We start from the raw sequence: 17,541 nt of genomic DNA on the forward strand, positions 1-17,541 counted from the left end.
ACCACACGGGGGCGAGACTAGTCGGGTGACGACCAGCGGACTGCGCCTCGACCGGGTCGACGACCGCACCGACGCCGTCGAGGCGGTCGTCGCGCGGTCCGGCGGCCGGGTGCCGCTCGACGCCCTCCTCGACGACCTCCCCCGGCGGTTGCGCACCACCCGCGCGCCGGGCCGCGCGGTGCACGAGGCGTTCCGGTACGACGCCCGCGACCAGCTCGACCTGCGCTGGTGGCCGCAGGGGGTGACCACGAACGCCGACGCGGGCACCCACCGCGGCCGACGGCTGGCGATGACCACCTGGTACGCCAAGAAGCTCCCCCACGAGGACGCCGGCCAGGGCTCGCGGCTGACCGTGATGGACCTCGACCGCGGCCGCTACCGGCACGTGCTCCTCGTGCGCCCCCGGGACGACGGCACGGTGGAGCCGCTGCACGTGCACGCCGGCGGCGTGGTGTGGCAGGGCTCGCGGATCCACGTCGCAGGCACCGGCCGCGGCCTGTTCACCTGCCTGCTCGACGACCTCGTGCGGGTGCCGGACCGTGCGGCGGCGCACGGCTACCGCTACGTGCTGCCGGTGCGCTGGCAGTACCGCGCCCACGCCGACGAGGGCGTCGAGAAGTTCCGCTTCTCGTTCCTCTCCCTGGACCAAACCGGACGCGGTGGTCCGGCCGGCCCCGACCTGCTCGCCGGCGAGTACACCGACGACCCCGCCCGCACCCGCCGTCTCGCTCGCCTCTGCCTCGGCGACGGCGCCGTCGACCGGGCGGCGATCGAGCCGTTCGGCAGCGGTCCCCGCCGGATGCAGGGCGTCGCGGCGGGCCGCGACCACGTCTACGTCACGGTCTCCCAGGGCCGGTTCGTCCGCGGATCGGTCTTCAGCGGTCCCGCCGGGGACCCGTCCCTGCTGCGCGAGCACCGCCACGCCACGCCGATGGGCAACGAGGACGTCGCTTACTCCCCCGACGAGGACCTGCTCTACTCCGTCTCCGAGCACCCCTCGGTCCGGTGGCTGTTCACGATGAGGCGGTCCTGGTTCGACTGACGCCCGCGCGGCCAACCGGACGTGCGGACCGCACCGGCCCTCACCGCGGCAGGCGCGCCAGCTGCCGTGACTGGGCGACGAGCCGCCCGGCCGAGTCCCAGACCTCGCAGTCCTCCTCGAACATCCCGCCGGCGATGTTGCGGGTGGCGTGGGTGACGCGGAGCCAGCCGGGGGCGGGCCGGGCGCGGACGTGGGCGGTGAGCTCGAGGGTCGGGGCCCAGCCCATCAGGCCGTGGGTGAACGTCACCGGTGGCAGCGCGTCGACGACGAGCAGCAGCGAGAGCGGGTCGGGCTCGCGGCCGTCCTCGAGGCGGAACCAGGCGGTCAGGACGCCGCTGCCGTCCGGCCTCCCGCGGGCCCAGCCGACGTGGTCGGGGTGGAAGCGCATCTCGAAGCGGCCGAGCAGCGACACCGCGTCGCCCAGCGCGGGCGGCGGCTCGTTGAGCACGCAGTCCTCCGGGGGCGGGAGGGTCGGCGCGGTGGCGGTGGTGCGGACGTCGTCGCGTGCGCGGTCGAGGTCGCCGTACGTCGCGAGCACGGCGATCCGCGCCGCGTCACCCTGGCGCAGCTCGGCGCGGGCGGTCCCCACGCTGCCGCCGTCGCGCAGGACGGCGACGTCGATCTCGGCCGGGCCGGGACGGGTGGCCGACAGGTAGTGCGCGCTGACCACGAGCGGGTCCGGCTTCGCGGGCAGGGCCGCGGCGACCGCGCGGGCGACCGTGGCCAGCAGGTAGCCGCCGTTCAGGCTGCCGCCGATCGCCCATCCGTCGCTCAGGTCGGCGGTCCAGCGACCCTCGCCGGCGGCGGTCACGGCGGTCGCGGTGTCGAAGACGCTCACGATCGGACCGTACCGAGCCGGGCCCGGCACTGGCCCGCCGGCGTCGCGTCGTGGACGATGGGCCCGGCCCGTCCCCCCGACAGGAAGCAACGGCATGCTGAGGTACGTCTTCACGACCCTGACCGTGGCGGTGACCACCGCCGCGGCGACCTCCGCGCTCGTCGTTCCCGCCGGACCCGCCCCCGCCGCAGGAGCCGCCCGCGCCGGTGCACCCGGAGCCGGTGCAGCCGCCGTGGCGCAGCCGGGGGCGAGCGCGCCGTACCGGATCACCCCGTTCCGTCCGAGCGCCGACGACGACCCGCGGCTGGTCCGGGCGTGGCGCACCTGGCAGTCGCGCGAGGACCACCGGCGCTACACCACCGTCCTCCGCACCTCGTGCTTCTGCGGACCCGAGCCGATCAAGGACGTCGAGACCGTCGTCCGGGGGCGGCGCGTCACCTCGGTGACCCACGTCGGCCGCAGCCGCGAGCTCACCCGCCACGGCTACGAGATGGACGCCGTCTACGAGCTGCTCCGCGAGCACCACGCCACCGCCGACGAGGTCGTGGTGCGCTACCGCAACGGCGTGCCGCGCCGGATCGCGGTCGACCGGATCGCCGGTGCCGTCGACGACGAGGTCTACTACGCAGTCGGGGTCCGGCTCCAGCCCTGACCCGGGAAAGGCAGCACATGCTCAGGCACCCGGTGCCACGGGTGCTCTGGGCAGCATCCGGCCTCCTGCTCGTCGCGGTGGCGACGACGCTGCTGCACGGCGTGCTCCCGTCCGACCTGACCAACGCGCTGTACATCGGGGTGAACGGCGGCGCGGCCGGGCTGGCGCTCGTCGGCGCCCGGCGCCACCAGGGCGCCCAGCGCCGGGTCGGGCTGCTCGTCGCCGCGGGACTGACGGTCTACGCCGCCGGCGACGTCGCGTACGCGATCGACGACGCGCACCGCGAGGTGCCGAACCCCGCCCCGGCCGACGCGCTCTACCTCGGCGCGATCGCGCTGCTCATCTGTGCCCTCCTCGTCGCCATCGCCTGGGGTGGCCGCGGCCGGCGGGTCGAGGTGGACGCCCTCATCGACGCCCTCACGATCGTCGTGGTGTCGGTGCTCGTGCTGTGGGACGTGCGCACCCGGCTCGTCGAGGTCGACGACGACCGGTCGGCCCTCGCCCTCGCCGTCCTGACCGCCTACCCCGTCTCCGACGCGGTCCTGTTCGGGCTGCTGGTGCGGGTCGCGCTGGGCCGGCACCGTCGCGCGTGGGGCGGCGCCTGGCTGATCGCCGGGATCGGCTGCTGGCTCTGCTCCGACATCCTGATGCTGCTGGAGCGGCTCCCCGACCCCGACAACCCGCTGCTCAACCTCGGTTGGATGCTCGGCGGCCTCGCGATGTCGATCGCGCCCTGGGCGCCGAGCCGGGTGGAGACCACCGACGTCGCCCCGCCGCCGGCCGGCCGGGTCCTCGTCGCCATCCTGCCGCTCAGCGTCCCCACGGCGGTGCTGCTTCTGCCCCGCGACGACGTCGGCGCCTCCCCGACGGCGCTGTTCCTCGCGACGATCGCCCTGGTCGTGCTGGCGGTGGTGCGCACCGCCCGGCTGCTCCGCTCCGAGGCCCAGGCCCGGGCCGACCTCGAGGTCGCGCGCGACCAGGCCCTGGCGGCGTCCCGCGCGAAGTCGGAGTTCCTCGCCACCATGAGCCACGAGATCCGGACGCCGATGAACGGCGTCCTCGGGCTGACCGACCTCCTGCTCGCCGGAGACCTGGACGAGCGTCAGCGCCGGTACGCCGACGGCGTCGCCGGCGCCGGCCGGGCCCTGATGACGATCATCAACGACCTCCTCGACTTCTCGAAGATCGAGGCCGGCCGGGTCGTCGTCGAGGAGGTCGGCTTCGACGCACGCCGCCTCCTCGACGAGGTCGCCGACCTCGCGATCGACCCGGTGCGCGCCGACGACCTCCGCCTGCTGGTCGAGTGCGACGTCCCGCGGCTGGTCGGCGACCCGTCGCGGCTGCGCCAGGTGCTGCTCAACCTCGCCGCGAACGCGGTGAAGTTCACGCCCAGCGGCGAGGTCCGGATCCGTGCCGAGATCACCGGGCGACGCGAGGACCGGGTCGAGGTCTGCTTCGAGGTCACCGACACCGGCATCGGCGTCGCCGCGGGCGACCTGCAGCGGATCTTCGAGCCGTTCGCGCAGGCCGACGCCTCGACGACCCGGGAGTTCGGCGGCACCGGCCTCGGCCTGAGCATCAGCCTGCGCCTGGTCGAGGCGATGGGCGGTGACCTGCGGGCCGAGAGCACGCCGGGGCGCGGCAGCCGGTTCTGGTTCACCCTGCCGATGCGGGTCGCGCCGCCGCACCGCCGGGTCCTGCTCCTCGAGGACGGCGAGGTCAACCGGCTCGTCGCCGAGGGGATCCTCGCCCACCTCGACCACGACGTGGTCACTGGCGGCGACCCCGCCGACGTCGACGTCGTGGTCGCCGACCTCGGCCGGCTGGGCGACCTCGACCTGGGCGGCACCCCGACGATCGGCATCGCGACCGGCGTCGACGACGCCGTCCGGGAGCGGGCCCGGGCCGCGGGCCTGGTGACCGTCGTCGACAAGCCGATCCAGCCCGACGCGCTGGCCGCCGCGCTCGCGCTCGCGGCCGGGGTGCCGCGCTGACGCCTTGGGGGTAGTCCCGGACGATCGGCCCCACTTCCTGCTCGAGACAGGGGCCGATCGTCCGGGACTACCCCGACGGCCCCGGGCCGACGGGTCAGCCCGCCTCGAGCACCCGCCCCAGGAACTGGCGGGTCCGCTCGTGCTGCGGGTCGGTGAGCACCTCGGCGCCGCCGCTCTCGGCGACCACGCCCTCGTCGAGGAAGAGCACCTGGTCGGCGACGTCGCGGGCGAAGCGCACCTCGTGGGTCACGATGACCATCGTCCAGCCCTGCTCGGCCAGGTCGCGGATGACGGCGAGCACCTCGCCGACGAGCTCGGGGTCGAGCGCCGACGTCGGCTCGTCGAGCAGCACGACCTCCGGCTGCAGGGCCAGCGCCCGGGCGATCCCGACGCGCTGCTGCTGACCGCCGGAGAGCTGCGCGGGGTAGGTGTCCTCACGCCCGGCGAGCCCCACCTGCTCGAGCAGCGCCCGGGCGGCGTCCACGGCCTCGTCGCGCGAGCGGCCCTGCACCTGCACCGGGCCCTCGATGATGTTGCCGAGCACGGTCTTGTGCGGGAACAGGTGGTGGGACTGGAACACCATCCCGCTGCGGGCGCGCAGCTCGCGGATCTCGCGGCGCCGTGCGGCCCGGTCGGCGGGCAGCAGGTCGAAGTCGACCGCGGCGTCGCTGATCCGGACCAGGCCGGCGTCCGGGGTCTCGAGGACGTTGAGCGACCGCAGCACCGTCGTCTTGCCCGATCCCGACGGACCGAGCAGCACGGTGCTGGTGCCGGCGCCGGCGGTGAACCCGACGTCGCGCAGCACCTCGCGGTCGCCGAAGGACTTGCGCAGGCCCTGGACCTCGACGAGGCATCGGTCATCCTGGTCGTCGGCGTTCATACGACGTACCTCCCCAGCTTCTTCTCGAGGCGTTCCTGACCCAGCGACATGAGGAAGCAGACCACCCAGAAGTAGAGCGCCGCGACCACGTACAGCAACAGGAACTCGTTGCTCACGGACGCGGCGTTCTGGGCGACGCGGAACATGTCGGTGACCAGCACGACGGAGACCAGCGAGGTGTCCTTGACCAGCGACAGCAGGGTGTTCGACAGCGGCGGGACGGCGATCCGGGAGGCCTGGGGCAGCACGATGCGGCGCATCAGCTGGGCGTAGCCCATGCCGATGGTGGTCGCGGCCTCGAACTGGCCCCGCGGGACCGAGAGGATCGAGCCGCGGATGATCTCGGCCGCGTACCCGCCGACGTTGAGGCTCAGCGCGAGGCAGGCCGCGACGAACCCGGGGAGCTTGACGCCGACCTGGGGCAGTCCGTAGAAGACGATGAAGAGCTGCACCAGCAGCGGCGTCCCGCGGATGATCGAGATGTAGATCCGCGCCGGCACGCTGAGGACGAGCAGCGACGAGATCCGGGCCAGCGCCACGGCGAGCGCGATCACCAGGCCGATCGCGAAGCTGATGATGGTGAGCGGGATGTTGGTGCGCACCAGCTCGAGCAGCATCGGGCCGACCGCGTCGCCGATGACCTCCGCCTTGGTCCGACCGCTGTTCGAGCCCTCGACCGAGACCTCGCCGTCCTGCTCCTCGACGGAGACGTCGGTGGTGAAGTAGCCCTCGGAGATCTCGGCGAGCGTCCCGTCCGCGGCGAGCGCGGCCAGCGCCTCGTCGGCCTCGCGCTGGAGGTCGGGGTCGGACTGGCGGAAGACGAAGGCCTGGCGGCTGACCTCGTCGTCGGTCTCGCCGACGATCTTGACGTCGTCAGACCCCGTGGAGGCGAGGTAGTCCAGGACGGCGATGTTGTCGTTGACGATCACGTCGACGCGGCCCTGCACGAGCAGCTCGGCGGCCTGGGCGAACCCCTCGACCGACTGCACCTCGGCACCGGCGTCGCGCGCCACCTGGGCCCAGTTGCTGGTCTCGGACTGCGCGGCGACCTTGCCGTCGAGGTCGTCGAGCGAGGTGATGTCGTCGGTGCCCGCGGCGGTGACGATGACGCCGCGCGAGTAGGTGTAGGGGACCGAGAAGAGGTAGCGCGCCTCGCGCTCGGGGTTGATGGTCACCTGGTTGGCGATCACGTCGATGCGCTCGGAGTCGAGGGCCGGGAAGAGCGCGTCGAAGGTGCCCTCCTCGAACCGGAGGTCCCAGCCGGCCTCCTCGGCGACCGCCTCGATGACGTCGATGTCGTAGCCGGTCAGGTCGCCCGACCCCGTCGGCTTGTAGGAGAACGGCGGGTAGGTGCCCTCGGTGCCGACCCGGACCACCGGCCGGTCGGCCTCGCCGTCGGCGTGGGCCGGCGTCCCTGCGACCACCGCCAGGGCGGTGAGGAGCAGCACGAACGACACGGCCAGCAGGCGGGTCGTGCGGTCTCGTGCGCGCACCGGCGGATCCTCTCGACGCACTCCGGGACAGGTCGCGGCCCTCGATCAGGACCGAGTCTCTCAAGTTACACCAGTGCCCGGGGGTTGGCGCCGGGGTGGACGCCCGGCGGGTGGTGGAGATAATCGGTCCGGCAACTCGGGTTGGTGCAGCGTCTCCTCCGGCGCTCTCAAGTCGCTCCCCCGAGGCGCCGAGAACCGATCTGAGACCGGTTGCGGGCCATGGGGCCGCCCCCGGCCCACCGTCCCCCGAGCGCCCCCCGGCCGCATCCCCAGGAGCTTCCCGTGCCCCTCCGCACCCGCACCTCCCGCCCCACCCGCCGCCTCGCCGGCGTCGTCACCGCGGTCGTCGCGGCCGCTGCGTCGTCCCTCGTGCTCACGGCGCCCTCCGGCCAGGCGACGGCGCCGACCCAGCGAGCCGTGACGCACTGGTCCGACCTCGCGATCGCGAACCCGGCGACGTTCCCGGTGACCGAGCTGGTCGGTCAGTTCCCGCTGCCCAAGCTCAAGGCGACCGAGGTGCACCTGAGCCTGTCGACGTGGGGCTACCGCTACCAGGCGGGGATGGCCGACAACCGGCTCACGATCACCGAGGTCGACGGCGGGCTGCGCTTCGTCGACACCGCGGCCCGCTCGTGGGCCAAGCTGCCCCGCACGTGCACCCGGCTGGAGATCGGGCGCTCCGCCGCCGCGCAGTGCCCGATCCCGTCGGCGTTCGCGGGCGGCATGTTCATCGAGACGTGGCCGAAGCTCGGCAACGACACCATCGACGCCAGCGCGCTCTCCTCCCGCTTCCGCCTGTGGGCCCTGACCGACGACGGCCGCGACACCGTGCGCGGCGGCGCGGGCAACGACTTCATCAACACCGCCTTCATGGCCGACCGCGCCTGGGGCGGCGCGGGTGAGGACTGGATCCGGGTCGGCACCGGCGCCAACGAGATCTACGGCGACGCCGGCAACGACCGGCTCGTCGGCGGCGACGACGGCGACCGCATCCACGGTGGCGACGGTGACGACCGCCTCGGCGGGCTCCTCGGGAACGACACCCTGTGGGGCGACGCGGGCGCCGACGTCCTGGTCGGCGGACCCGGCTCCGACATCGCCTACCTCGACGCCACCGACCGGGCGCGCGAGGTCGAGTCGATGCGGCGCTGAGCCACCCCGGACCCGGGAGTCGCCGGTGGGTGAGGCTGGGGCCGTGGCCTACTTCCGTCGGACCGGTCCCGCGACGTTCCTCGCCACCCAGCACGTGGGTGGGGCCTGGGACCCGCGCGCCCAGCACGTCGCGCCGGCGCTCGGGCTGCTGGCGCACGCCGTCGAGGTCGACCGCGACCGGCGCCGCGACGACGGGCTGGTGCTCGGGCGGCTGGCCTACGACATCCTCGGCACCGTCGCGGTGGCCGAGGTGGAGGTCGCGGTCGACGTCGTCCGGGCCGGTCGGACGATCGAGCTCGTCGAGGCGACCCTGACCCACGGCGGGCGCGTCGTCGTCCGGCTGCGGGCCTGGTCGCTGCAGCCCGGCGACACCCGCGACGTCGCGGCGACGTCGCTCGCCACGATCGCGCCGCCCGACGCGCATCCCGCCTGGGACGCCTCCACGGTGTGGCCGGGCGGCTTCATCGGGTCGGTCGAGGTCCGGCGCCTCGAGACCGCGCCGGGCCGGGCGACGTCCTGGGTGCGCAGCGACGTCCCGCTGCTGGCCGACGAGCCGGTCAGCGACCTCGCCTCGGCGGCGCGGCTCCTCGACATCGCCAACGGGTTGACCGTCCGGGCCGATCCGGCCCGGGTCGCCTTCCCCAACGTCGACCTCACCGCCCACCTGACGAGGTCGCCGCGCGGCGAGTGGGTCGGCCTCGACACCTCCGTCACCTTCGGCCCCGGGGGCCTCGGCGTCACGAGCAGCGTGCTGCACGACGTGCACGGTCCGGTCGGCACGCTCGCCCAGCTCCTCACCGTGCGGCCGACGGGGTAACCTCGTCGACGTCGGCCCACGAGCGGCCGCCGGACGAGGGAGCCGTACCCGGCACGCGACAAGACGGCCACGAGGAGTGGTCGGTCATGGCGTGGATCGTGCTGGTGGTCTCCGGAGTCTTGGAGGCCGTGTGGGCGCTCGCCCTCGGCCGGAGCGAGGGCTTCACCCGGGTCGGGCCCACCGTCGTCTTCGGCGTCGCGCTCGCCGCGAGCATGGCCGGGCTCGCCGTGGCCATGCGCACGCTCCCGATCGGTACGGCCTACGCCGTCTGGGTCGGCATCGGCGCCACCTTGACGGTGGCGGTCAGCATGGCGACCGGCGACGAGCCGGTGTCGGTGCTGCGCGTGCTGCTCCTGGTCGGGCTGGTGGGCCTGCATCGTCGGGCTCAAGCTCGCCCACTGAGCCCGGTGTGCTGCGCGGATCGCCCCGGGCTCAGTCCTCGACCTTGATGCCCCACGCCCGGGCGAGCAGCGGCGCGAGCAGGCTCAGCTGCGTGGGGTTGACGGTCGCCCCGCGCAGGCCCTCGAGCCCGCGGACCTCCCCCAGGTCGGCACCGCGGAGGTCGAGGTGCTGCAGCGTCGCGCCCTGCAGGTCGAGGGTGGCGACCCGGGTGCCGTCGAGCCGGACGCGGCGCACGTCGGCCTGGCCGAGGTCGAGCTCCTCGACGACGCAGTCGGTGAGGGCGACGTCGAGGAGCTCGGCCCCGCGAAGGTTGAGGTAGCCGAGCTTGCAGCCGACGAGGTGCACCGAGCGCCACGACGTCTCGTAGGCCTCGACCGAACCGAGCCGCGAGCCCTCGACACGCACGTCGCGCCACTGGCTGCGCGGCACGCGCACCACGGGGACGTCGAGCCGCTCGAACGTGGTGTCGTGCAGGCGCGCCGACCTCCCGTCGGCCTCGCGCGCCACGACGCCCCGGAAGCGGCACTCCCGGACGACGGCCGAGGAGAGCACGAGGCTCGGCACCTGCACGTCGTCGAAGGCGAGACCGTCGAGGTCGGCGCCCGCGACGAGCTCGTCGGCCGAGGCGTCGGTCAGGTCGGTGTGGACGACGGCGGCGATCCGCGGGGGCTCGGTGGTGACGCGGCGACGGGGAGGCACGGTGCCGGACGTTACCGACCGGCACCGACACCGGCCCACCCGGCGGCGGGCGCGTCGTGCCCCGCCGGACCGGCCCGCGCCGTACTCTCGCGCCGTGCCGTCCCGCAGCCGATCCGCGACCCGTGCCCGGCGCCGCCAGCGGCGGATGTCGAAGGTGGAGCACGACCTCACCGACACCCAGTGGGCCGCGCTCCAGGCGGCCTGGGGCGGGTGCGGGTACTGCGGCGCGACCGACCGGGCGCTCCAGAAGGACTGCCTGCTGCCGATCTCTCGCGGCGGCCGCTACACGCTCGCGAACGTCGTCCCGGCCTGCGGCTCGTGCAACGCGAGCAAGTGCAACCTCGAGGTCACCACGTGGATGCGCCGCAAGAAGCTCGACGAGGGCGTCTTCCTGGTGCGCCAGGTCGAGGTGGCGCGCACGGTCGCGGCGACCCCCTGAGCCGTGCGTCGGGGAACGGTCCTGTCGTCGCTGCCGGTGGCGACGACCGCGACGTCGTGCGGGACGTGCTCGCCTCGGCCGCCGACGACTCGGTCGACGGCGGGTTCCAGCCGATCCCCTGAGGCGCCCTAGCCTGGCCTGCGTGAACACCTTCGTCGCCGGCGAGCGGGCCACGCTCGAGGAACGGCTGGACCTCCAGCGCACCGAGATCGCCGGCCTGCTGGCCGACGTCGACGAGGACGGCGCCCGTGCGCGGCTCGTCCCCTCCCTCACCACCGTCCTGGGGCTGGTCAAGCACGCCACGTTCGTCGAGCTGGTGTGGTTCCACGCGCGCCTCGCGGGCCGCACGCGCGCCGAGGTCGGGCTTCCCGACACCGTCGAGGAGAGCTTCACGCTGGAGGCAGACGACACCGTGGGGTCGGTGCGGGCGGCGTACGTCGCGGCCTGCGAGCACTCGCGGGCGGTGGCGGTCGGCCACGACCTCGACACGACGGTCGAGTGGCACCAGGGTCCGGTCAGCCTGCGGTGGATCTACGGGCACATGATCGCGGAGCTCGCCCGGCACGCCGGCCACGGCGACATCCTGCTCGAGCAGCTGGCCGCCCGGGAGGTCGCGACGACCTCCCACTCCTCGACCGACGAGGTCAGCCGGCTTCCTTCTTGATCCTGCGGCGCTCACGCTCGGAGTAGCCGCCCCAGATCCCGAACCGCTCGTCGTTCTCGAGGGCGGCCTCGAGGCACTCGGTGCGCACCTCGCACGTCTGGCAGACCTTCTTGGCCTCCCGCGTCGATCCGCCCTTCTCGGGGAAGAACGCCTCGGGGTCGGTCTGCGCGCACAGCGCACGCTCCTGCCAACCCGCCGGGTCGGCGTCGTCGAGGAGCAGGAAGAGCTCTCGCACGTCACGACCTCCGACCTGGTTGCTGGTGGGTCGACGGACCGGCCGACCACCACGGAGATTACACGGGTGTGGTTCGCCCCGCAGCCGGACGGGTAACCCGACGCCGGGTGGACGGCGGCCGGGCGCCGTCCCGGTCGGGCACGGGCCGGCGCGGCAGCCGCACCCCACCGATGACGTCGCCCCGTCGGCGGAGTCGGTACCCGGTGACGACCACCGCGAGGAGGGAGCAGCACGACATGACCGACGACGAGACGCAGATCCGCACCCTGGTCGAGGGCTGGGCACGCGCTGTCCACCACGGCGACCTAGCCGGGGTGCTGGCCGACCACGCCGACGACATCGTGATGTACGACGTCCCGCCACCGCACGAGGGCGTCCGTGGCATCGACGCCTACCGCGACACCTGGCCCGACTTCTTCCGGTGGCAGGCCTCGGGCGCGTGCTTCGACATCACGTCGTTGGAGGTGACGGCAGGTCCGGACGTGGCGTGGGCGCACGCCCTGCTGCGTTGCGGCACCACGGACGAGCTCGACACGAACCCGGCCCGCCGCCTGCGACTCACCCTCGGACTGCGTCGCGAGCGGGGCCGCTGGGTCGTCGCGCACGAACACCACTCGTTCCCGGTCGAGGTGTGACCGGCCACGGCCTCCGGGCCGGCAGGCGCCCTGGTCACGCCGCCGGCACCGTGGCCGGCGTCCCCGTCACGTTGCTAGCCTGCGCGACGTGTCGGTGACGATCACCGGTCGGACGGGAGAACCGGTGATGCGCGGCCGCAGCCCAGCACGACGTCCTGCCCGTCGTCGGGCCGCCGCGGTGCTCGCCGCCGTCGCCGTCGCCGCCCTCACCCCGGGCTCGGTCCGGGCCACCGCCACCTCGCCCGCGGCCCCGGAGGTCCGGGACGGCGTCGGCACCCCGGCCGTGCCCTTCTGGTCCGACGAGTTCACCGGGCGCGCCGGCGCCCGGCCGGACGCGAGCGTCTGGACCAGCGAGGTCGGCAACCGCCGCCAGGAGGGCTGGTGGAACAACGAGCTGCAGTACTACACCGCTCGTCCGGCGAACTCCGCACTGAACGGGTCGGGCGCGCTGGTGATCCGGGCCCGGCGCGCAGACCGTCGCTCCCACCTGCCCTGCTGGCCGCGCGGACGGTGCGACTACACCTCGGCCCGGCTCACGACCGAGGGGACCGCGTCGCTGACGCACGGACGCATCGACGTCCGTGCCACGATCCCCACCGGCAAGGGCCTGCTCCCCGCCATCTGGATGCTGGGCAACAACGGCCGGGTCTGGCCCCGGCAGGGCGAGATCGACATCGTCGAGGTCGTCGGCGGTGAGCCGCGCACCGCCTACGGCACCGCCCACGGGCCGGGCTACTCCAACGAGGACGGCCTCGGCGGCACCGCGGACCTGGGCGCCCGGGCCAGCAGGTCGTTCCACGTGTACTCCGTCGTTAAGGAGCGCCACCGGATCACCTGGCTGGTCGACGACGAGCCCTACTTCACCCTGACGCCCCAGGATCTCCCGTCGCCGCAGCGCTGGGTCTTCGAGCAGGACATGCACGTGCTGCTCAACGTGGCGGTCGGCGGCGACTGGCCGGGCCGGCCGGGTCCCTCGACCCGGTTCCCGGCCACGATGCGGATCGACTACGTCCGCATGTACGGCACCGGCGTCGTCGACGGGGTCGCGGTCTCCAGCCCCCGGTCGCCCCTCGCCGGCTAGGCCACCGACTCCGTCGTCGGTCACGGTCCCCGGGCGACCAGGCCCGGCGCGATGCTGAGGACGGCCCCCCGGTCCTCGATCTCCATCACGGCGCGTAGGCGGGCGGTCTCCGGGTCCCACGCGGCCAGGCCGCCACCGGGACCCGACGGCACGGCGAGCAGGATCCAGCTGTCGCCGACCGCCCCCGGTGAGGAGACCCACCGGATGTGCGGCTCGGCGAGCTCGAGGACGCCGATCGGTTCCCCGGACCGCGGATCGAGGGCGATGACCCCCTGCGCCCGTGGGCCGGCGCGGGGTGCGCGATGTTGGACGACCGGCAGGAGCGATGACCAGTGCTCGCCGGGGCGGGCGTCCTGCGGCACGGCGACCGGCATCGGGACGGCGCTCACCAGGCGCCCCGCCTCCCAGCGGCGCAGCTCGGCGAAGGACGTCCGTCCCGCTCGGCCGGGCTCGGCGGTGTGGGGCGCCAGCTCGACGACCGCGCCGTCAGGTCCGACGGAGGAGAACCAGGGGTGGGCCGCACGCAGCGGCGCCGCGCCCCGGTCGGGCCCCACCACCCACGTGACCGGGTTGGCACCGCGGGGTGTCACGACCACGCCCGCCGAGTCGGGTGTCCACCAGTGCAGCACCGGGTCCCGGGTGGGTACCGGGACGCGCACCGAGCCTGCGGTCGCGAGGTCGACGAACACGACCCCCCGTTCGTCGCCCAGGGCCAGGGTCCGGCCGTCGGGGCTCAGCTCGAACTGCTGCTCCTCGAGGTCGGGGTCGCGCATGCCGAGGCCGTCGCGCTCGACGCGGCGCCACCTGCCCGCCGGGCTCATCACGACGACCTCGCCCCAGCCGTAGGCCTCGGGTTCTCGTCCGACCGCCAGCACCGCGCGAGGGATCGGCGCGTCGGACAGCGGTGTTGCGGTCTGCACGACGTCGAAGTCCAGCCTCGGGGGGAGGGCCGTGTCCATCCGACGCAGCTCGGCGAGCGGGCGCCACAGTCGCTGGACGAGTGGCGAGTCGGGGCGGACGTACGCGGGCCGTCGCGGCGTGGGATCGACGAGCGGCCTCGCCGTCGTCGAGGGCTCCGCCGGCCGCGCCGCCGGCGTCACGTCCGCGTCCGGGCCGGCGCAACCTGCCACCAGCACGGTGGTCAGCAGGGCGAGTGCCGCGAGGCGTCCGGGGGTGGTCACACCGCTCCAACGCGCGACCCGCCCCCGACGGTGGGGGCGATCTCGGCCCCACCGTGGCCGGACCCCGATCGGGCCGCACAGCCTCGGGAGCCTCGTCGCCACCACCGACAAGATCGCCGTCGACGAGCTCTTCCACGTCGACCACTGGCTCGACCCCGAGACCCTCCTCATCGCTCGACACCCTCCTTCGTCGCGTGGCGCCCGCCACCGGTGAGCTCCTCCGCGTCACCGATGCCCGGACCCTCGACGAGGGCTGCTGGGAGGTCGACGCCGCGCCGCACGCCGTCGGCACGACGCGGCGGCCACCCCCGTGACGCCTCCGACGCAAACCCGCCCCCTCCGAACCCATCCGTGTGAGCGTTGTCCCTGGGACGGAGGTGTGATGAGGGACGACGACAGCGACGGTTTCACCGCGTGGGCGGCAGGCGCCGAGCGCCAGCTGCTGCGCTCGGCCGTGCTGCTCACCGGCGACCTCCACCGCGCCCAGGACCTGGTGCAGGAGGCGATGGTGAAGGTCGCGATGCGGTGGCCGCGGCTGCGCGACGAGCAGCCGACGGCGTACGCCCGCACGATCGTCGCGCGCGACAACATCTCCTGGTGGCGCCGCCGACGGCACGAGGTCGTCGTCGATCCGGGCACGCCGGCCGGGCAGGGCGTCCCGGCCGTCGCGACCGACGCCGAGGCCGGCCTCGTCGTCCGCCGCGCGCTCGCCCGGCTCACCCCGCGACAGCGGGCCGTCGTGGTGCTCCGGTACTTCGACGACCTCACCGAGCGCGAGACCGCCGAGATCCTCGGCATCGCCGTCGGCACCGTCAAGAGCCAGAACCGCGTCGCGCTCGCCCGGCTCCGCGACGGCGCACCCGAGCTGCTCGACCTGATCGGAGGACCACGATGAGTCTCGACCCCGACGACCTGCACGACCTCCTCGACCGCGCCACGGACGCCGTCCAGCCGGTCGGGATGGCCGTCCGGGCGCGCGCCGTCGCCCACCGGAGGCGGGTCCGACGCCGCGGCGTCGCGGCCGGCCTCGCCTCGGCCGTCGCCGTGGCCGGGGTCGTGGTCGCCGTCCAGGGGGCGGGCGGTCCGGCGGCCGACGCGCCGACGACGCCCGCGCCCGCCACCACGAGCACCGCCCCGACACCGGCCGAGCCCCTCGTCGCTCCTGACATCCCCCTCGACCGCATCCAGGACCGTTGGGACCCCCGGGGGGTCGAGGACCTGCCGGTGCTCGACCTCGGCGTCCCGCGGGTGCTCCCGGTCGCCGACGGCGGCGAGGTGACGACCGCGGTCGCGCTGCTCGACGGCGACGACGCCACCCTGCTCATCGGGGCCGACGGCGCTCAGACGAGCCTCACCCTGCCCGACGGGCTCGGCACCTCCCGCTCGGTGCGGCTCTCCCCCGACGGACGCCGGGTCGCCGCGGTCGGGTCGACCGGGTTCTTCTGGCGCGACCTCGACGGCGGCGCCTGGCAGCGTGTCGACGTGCCCGGCCACGCCCGCGAGGGCTCCGTGGGCTGGCTCCCCGGCAGCGACGTCGTGGTGCTCCAGGGCTACGGCCCCGGCGTCCGGGTCGACCTCGCCACCGGCGGTACCCGGCTCCTGCCGCACCTGGCCGAGTACGTCTCCTGGGCCGCGGACCCCGACGGCCGGTTGACCTACCAGCTCCCCGCCGACGGACCGAGCATCGACGGCCCCGCGCTCGTCCGCGAGGACGGCGACGGCGGCACGACGGAGGTCTTCCCGGGCCCGCTCGAGAGCATCCAGCGCTACGCCCTCTCGGACTCCTCGATGGCCGCGGCCCGCGCCGACGGCGCCATCTACGGCGGCGAGCCGGCGGCGCACGACGTCGACGGGCTGATCGCCCTCGACCGGGTCACCCTCGCCACGCGGGCGCTCCTGCCCGTCGAGGACCGCGCCGGCTACTACGCCGACGGCGGCAACCTCGTCCCGACGTCCTGGCTCGACGACGACACGGTGCTGTTCACCGTGCTCCCGAGGGACGCCGCCAAGGAGTACCTCGTCGCCTGGGACGTCGGGACCGGCGACCTGTCCCGCGTGGCCTGCTGGCCCACGGCCTACGACGCCTCCTTCGCCTCGGACCTGGCGGCCAGGCGGTGAGGAGGGTGGCGCTCGCGCTGCTGCTCGTCCTCGGCGCGTGCAGCGTCGGCGGGGCCGAGCCGGAGGCGGGCCGCGGGTCGGTGGCACCCACGGCCACCGCCGCGGCGGCGGCGGACCCGGGCGACCGGCCCGCCGACGTCCGACGGCTGCCGCGCGACCTCGCCGACCTCCCGCGGCTGCGCACCCGACTCCCGCGCACCGTGCCCCGCGACCCCGCCGCGCTCCCCTCGCTGTCCGCCGACCCGCCGGGCCGGGCGCTGTTCGCCTACCACCCGCCCGAGGGCTTCGACGACGCCCCGGGCTGGTCGGGCGAGACCGTGCTCCTCCTCGGCGCCGACCGCCGCTGGCGGCGGCTCGACCTGGGCGACCTCGGGCTCCCGGGGGCGGCGCACCCCGGGCAGGACACCTACGGCGCGGGCAGCCTGTCGCCGGACGGCCGGTGGTGGGCCGGGCGGTCGCGCGCCGGCGTCGTGCTGCTGGACCTCCGCTCCGGCACGCACCGCGTCGTCGACACGGGCACCGACTGGGTCTCCGAGGTCCGCTGGCTCGCCGACAGCAGCGGGTACGACGTCGTCAACGGCCATGCCGGCGACAGCCAGCGCGTCACGGTGCCCGGGTTCGAGGTCACCGACCTCCCCTACCGGCTGTGGCAGGTCGGGACCGAGCCCGACGGCACCGTGCTGTCGTTGCGCCGCGTCGAGGTCGGCACCGCCGAGCTCGTCGAGCACGTCGACGGCGACCTGGTCCCACGGGGTCGGCTGTCGATCCCGGGGCTGGGTCGCGGGGTGACCCGGGTCTGGCCGGTCTCCCCCACCGACGGACGGTTCGCGGTCGGCCACCAGCCGAGGCCCCTCGACCTCCGGCGCGTCGAGGTCGTCGTCGTCGACACCGAGACCCTGGAGGTCGAGCACGTGCTGCGGTTCGACAACCGCGGCTACACCGTCCGCGAGTGGTCCTGGCTCGACCCACGGACCCTGCTCGTCGGCACCGACGACGGCGTCCTGGCCTGGCGGCCGGACGTGGGCCGGCTGCTCCGCGTGGTCGACGTCCCGGTCGCACCGACCGACCGCTACTGGACGTGGTCCGCCTCCCGTGCCGGTGCGGGAGGCAGCTCCACCGGCTCCTGATCCGCAGGCGGGCCTCGGTCGCACGGTGAGGGCTTCCGCGCGTCCCGGTGCGAACGGAGCGGCGTGCTGTTCCACCTGCTCCCGGAACCTAG

Annotated in this window: 19 protein-coding genes and 1 riboswitch; of the genes, 13 read left to right on the forward strand and 6 right to left on the reverse strand. The window is 74.7% G+C overall.

All coding sequences use genetic code 11. The annotated features are described in order from the left end of the window. Positions 1–25: 25 nt before the first annotated feature. Positions 26–1,042 (forward strand): hypothetical protein, encoded by a 1,017-nt coding sequence (locus E4623_RS04655; protein ID WP_134765292.1) that lies wholly within the window; start codon positions 26–28, stop codon positions 1,040–1,042. Positions 1,043–1,082: 40 nt separating this feature from the next. Here the strand turns inward: E4623_RS04655 and E4623_RS04660 are convergent, their stop codons facing one another. After that, on the reverse strand, positions 1,083–1,880 hold the full coding sequence (locus E4623_RS04660) for a thioesterase family protein (RefSeq protein WP_245154864.1): 798 nt from the start codon (positions 1,878–1,880) through the stop codon (positions 1,083–1,085). A gap of 94 nt (positions 1,881–1,974) precedes the next feature. Here E4623_RS04660 and E4623_RS04665 point away from each other — a divergent pair, with 94 nt between their 5' ends. Together E4623_RS04665 and E4623_RS04670 are read left to right on the forward strand one after the other, a co-directional pair. Beyond that, positions 1,975–2,532: a DUF6174 domain-containing protein gene (locus E4623_RS04665; RefSeq protein ID WP_134765293.1), complete on the forward strand. Its 558-nt coding sequence runs from the start codon at positions 1,975–1,977 to the stop codon at positions 2,530–2,532. Positions 2,533–2,549: 17 nt separating this feature from the next. Further along, positions 2,550–4,526 (forward strand): ATP-binding protein, encoded by a 1,977-nt coding sequence (locus E4623_RS04670; RefSeq protein ID WP_134765294.1) that lies wholly within the window; start codon positions 2,550–2,552, stop codon positions 4,524–4,526. 94 nt (positions 4,527–4,620) lie between these two features. Here E4623_RS04670 and E4623_RS04675 read toward each other — a convergent pair whose 3' ends face one another. Both E4623_RS04675 and E4623_RS04680 read right to left on the reverse strand, forming a co-directional pair. Continuing rightward, positions 4,621–5,406, reverse strand: coding sequence for an amino acid ABC transporter ATP-binding protein (locus tag E4623_RS04675; RefSeq protein WP_134765295.1), 786 nt, complete (start codon positions 5,404–5,406; stop codon positions 4,621–4,623). Further along, the gene (locus E4623_RS04680) at positions 5,403–6,899 is read right to left on the reverse strand and encodes an ABC transporter substrate-binding protein/permease (protein WP_209020484.1); all 1,497 of its coding nucleotides are present in this window, start codon (positions 6,897–6,899) and stop codon (positions 5,403–5,405) included. The genes E4623_RS04675 and E4623_RS04680 overlap by 4 nt, the downstream gene beginning before the upstream one ends. A gap of 282 nt (positions 6,900–7,181) precedes the next feature. Between E4623_RS04680 and E4623_RS04685 the strand changes: the two genes are divergently transcribed. The 3 genes from E4623_RS04685 to E4623_RS04695 all read left to right on the forward strand — a co-directional run bounded on the left by E4623_RS04685 (position 7,182) and on the right by E4623_RS04695 (position 9,317). Then, complete coding sequence (locus tag E4623_RS04685) at positions 7,182–8,051, forward strand: calcium-binding protein (protein WP_167736481.1); 870 nt, start codon at positions 7,182–7,184, stop codon at positions 8,049–8,051. Between the two features lie 43 nt (positions 8,052–8,094). Then, on the forward strand, positions 8,095–8,868 hold the full coding sequence (locus E4623_RS04690; RefSeq protein WP_134765297.1) for an acyl-CoA thioesterase domain-containing protein: 774 nt from the start codon (positions 8,095–8,097) through the stop codon (positions 8,866–8,868). A 7-nt stretch (positions 8,869–8,875) separates the two neighbouring features. Next, positions 8,876–8,940, forward strand: a riboswitch (guanidine-III (ykkC-III) riboswitch). Positions 8,941–8,954: 14 nt separating this feature from the next. Beyond that, on the forward strand, positions 8,955–9,317 hold the full coding sequence (locus E4623_RS04695; RefSeq protein WP_209020485.1) for a multidrug efflux SMR transporter: 363 nt from the start codon (positions 8,955–8,957) through the stop codon (positions 9,315–9,317). On the opposite strand, the gene E4623_RS04700 is transcribed toward E4623_RS04695, so the two are convergent. Beyond that, complete coding sequence (locus E4623_RS04700) at positions 9,301–9,969, reverse strand: pentapeptide repeat-containing protein (RefSeq protein ID WP_134765298.1); 669 nt, start codon at positions 9,967–9,969, stop codon at positions 9,301–9,303. The two genes, E4623_RS04695 and E4623_RS04700, sit on opposite strands and share 17 nt — an antisense overlap. Positions 9,970–10,063: 94 nt before the next feature. On the opposite strand from E4623_RS04700, the gene E4623_RS04705 reads away from it, so the two are divergent. Together E4623_RS04705 and E4623_RS04710 are read left to right on the forward strand one after the other, a co-directional pair. Beyond that, positions 10,064–10,408 (forward strand): HNH endonuclease signature motif containing protein, encoded by a 345-nt coding sequence (locus tag E4623_RS04705; protein ID WP_245154865.1) that lies wholly within the window; start codon positions 10,064–10,066, stop codon positions 10,406–10,408. Positions 10,409–10,550: 142 nt separating this feature from the next. Then, entirely contained in the window at positions 10,551–11,072 is a 522-nt protein-coding gene (locus tag E4623_RS04710; RefSeq protein ID WP_134765299.1) for a DinB family protein, read from the forward strand. On the opposite strand, the gene E4623_RS04715 is transcribed toward E4623_RS04710, so the two are convergent. Beyond that, on the reverse strand, positions 11,053–11,307 hold the full coding sequence (locus E4623_RS04715) for a WhiB family transcriptional regulator (protein WP_134765300.1): 255 nt from the start codon (positions 11,305–11,307) through the stop codon (positions 11,053–11,055). The genes E4623_RS04710 and E4623_RS04715 overlap by 20 nt on opposite strands. A gap of 236 nt (positions 11,308–11,543) precedes the next feature. Here E4623_RS04715 and E4623_RS04720 point away from each other — a divergent pair, with 236 nt between their 5' ends. Together E4623_RS04720 and E4623_RS04725 are read left to right on the forward strand one after the other, a co-directional pair. Then, positions 11,544–11,942: an SgcJ/EcaC family oxidoreductase gene (locus E4623_RS04720; protein WP_134765301.1), complete on the forward strand. Its 399-nt coding sequence runs from the start codon at positions 11,544–11,546 to the stop codon at positions 11,940–11,942. Between the two features lie 88 nt (positions 11,943–12,030). Then, the gene (locus tag E4623_RS04725; RefSeq protein WP_209020486.1) at positions 12,031–13,023 is read left to right on the forward strand and encodes a glycoside hydrolase family 16 protein; all 993 of its coding nucleotides are present in this window, start codon (positions 12,031–12,033) and stop codon (positions 13,021–13,023) included. A gap of 20 nt (positions 13,024–13,043) precedes the next feature. Here the strand turns inward: E4623_RS04725 and E4623_RS04730 are convergent, their stop codons facing one another. Beyond that, the gene (locus tag E4623_RS04730; RefSeq protein WP_134765302.1) at positions 13,044–14,204 is read right to left on the reverse strand and encodes a hypothetical protein; all 1,161 of its coding nucleotides are present in this window, start codon (positions 14,202–14,204) and stop codon (positions 13,044–13,046) included. Positions 14,205–14,586: 382 nt separating this feature from the next. Here E4623_RS04730 and E4623_RS04735 point away from each other — a divergent pair, with 382 nt between their 5' ends. From E4623_RS04735 to E4623_RS04745, 3 genes are read left to right on the forward strand one after another with little or no spacing between them, the layout of a single operon-like run. Beyond that, positions 14,587–15,099 carry a SigE family RNA polymerase sigma factor gene (locus tag E4623_RS04735; RefSeq protein WP_134765303.1) on the forward strand — a complete coding sequence of 171 codons (513 nt, stop codon included), beginning with the start codon at positions 14,587–14,589 and terminating at the stop codon, positions 15,097–15,099. Continuing rightward, positions 15,096–16,322: a hypothetical protein gene (locus E4623_RS04740; RefSeq protein WP_134765304.1), complete on the forward strand. Its 1,227-nt coding sequence runs from the start codon at positions 15,096–15,098 to the stop codon at positions 16,320–16,322. The genes E4623_RS04735 and E4623_RS04740 overlap by 4 nt, the downstream gene beginning before the upstream one ends. 5 nt (positions 16,323–16,327) lie before the next feature. Beyond that, positions 16,328–17,449 carry a hypothetical protein gene (locus tag E4623_RS04745; RefSeq protein ID WP_134765305.1) on the forward strand — a complete coding sequence of 374 codons (1,122 nt, stop codon included), beginning with the start codon at positions 16,328–16,330 and terminating at the stop codon, positions 17,447–17,449. Positions 17,450–17,541 lie beyond the last annotated feature (92 nt).

Origin of the sequence: Nocardioides sp. 1609, from assembly GCF_004522105.1 — a bacterium.
Taxonomy (GTDB): Bacteria; Actinomycetota; Actinomycetes; order Propionibacteriales; family Nocardioidaceae; genus Nocardioides.

Bases quoted from the DNA above. Each gene is read 5' to 3' on its own strand.
- E4623_RS04665 (WP_134765293.1), top strand. From the start codon at position 1,975: ATGCTGAGGTACGTCTTCACGACCCTGACCGTGGCGGTGACCACCGCC.
- E4623_RS04670 (WP_134765294.1), top strand. From the start codon at position 2,550: ATGCTCAGGCACCCGGTGCCACGGGTGCTCTGGGCAGCATCCGGCCTC.
- E4623_RS04675 (WP_134765295.1), bottom strand. From the start codon at position 5,406: ATGAACGCCGACGACCAGGATGACCGATGCCTCGTCGAGGTCCAGGGC.
- E4623_RS04695 (WP_209020485.1), top strand. From the start codon at position 8,955: ATGGCGTGGATCGTGCTGGTGGTCTCCGGAGTCTTGGAGGCCGTGTGG.
- E4623_RS04720 (WP_134765301.1), top strand. From the start codon at position 11,544: ATGACCGACGACGAGACGCAGATCCGCACCCTGGTCGAGGGCTGGGCA.
- E4623_RS04735 (WP_134765303.1), top strand. From the start codon at position 14,587: ATGAGGGACGACGACAGCGACGGTTTCACCGCGTGGGCGGCAGGCGCC.
- E4623_RS04740 (WP_134765304.1), top strand. From the start codon at position 15,096: ATGAGTCTCGACCCCGACGACCTGCACGACCTCCTCGACCGCGCCACG.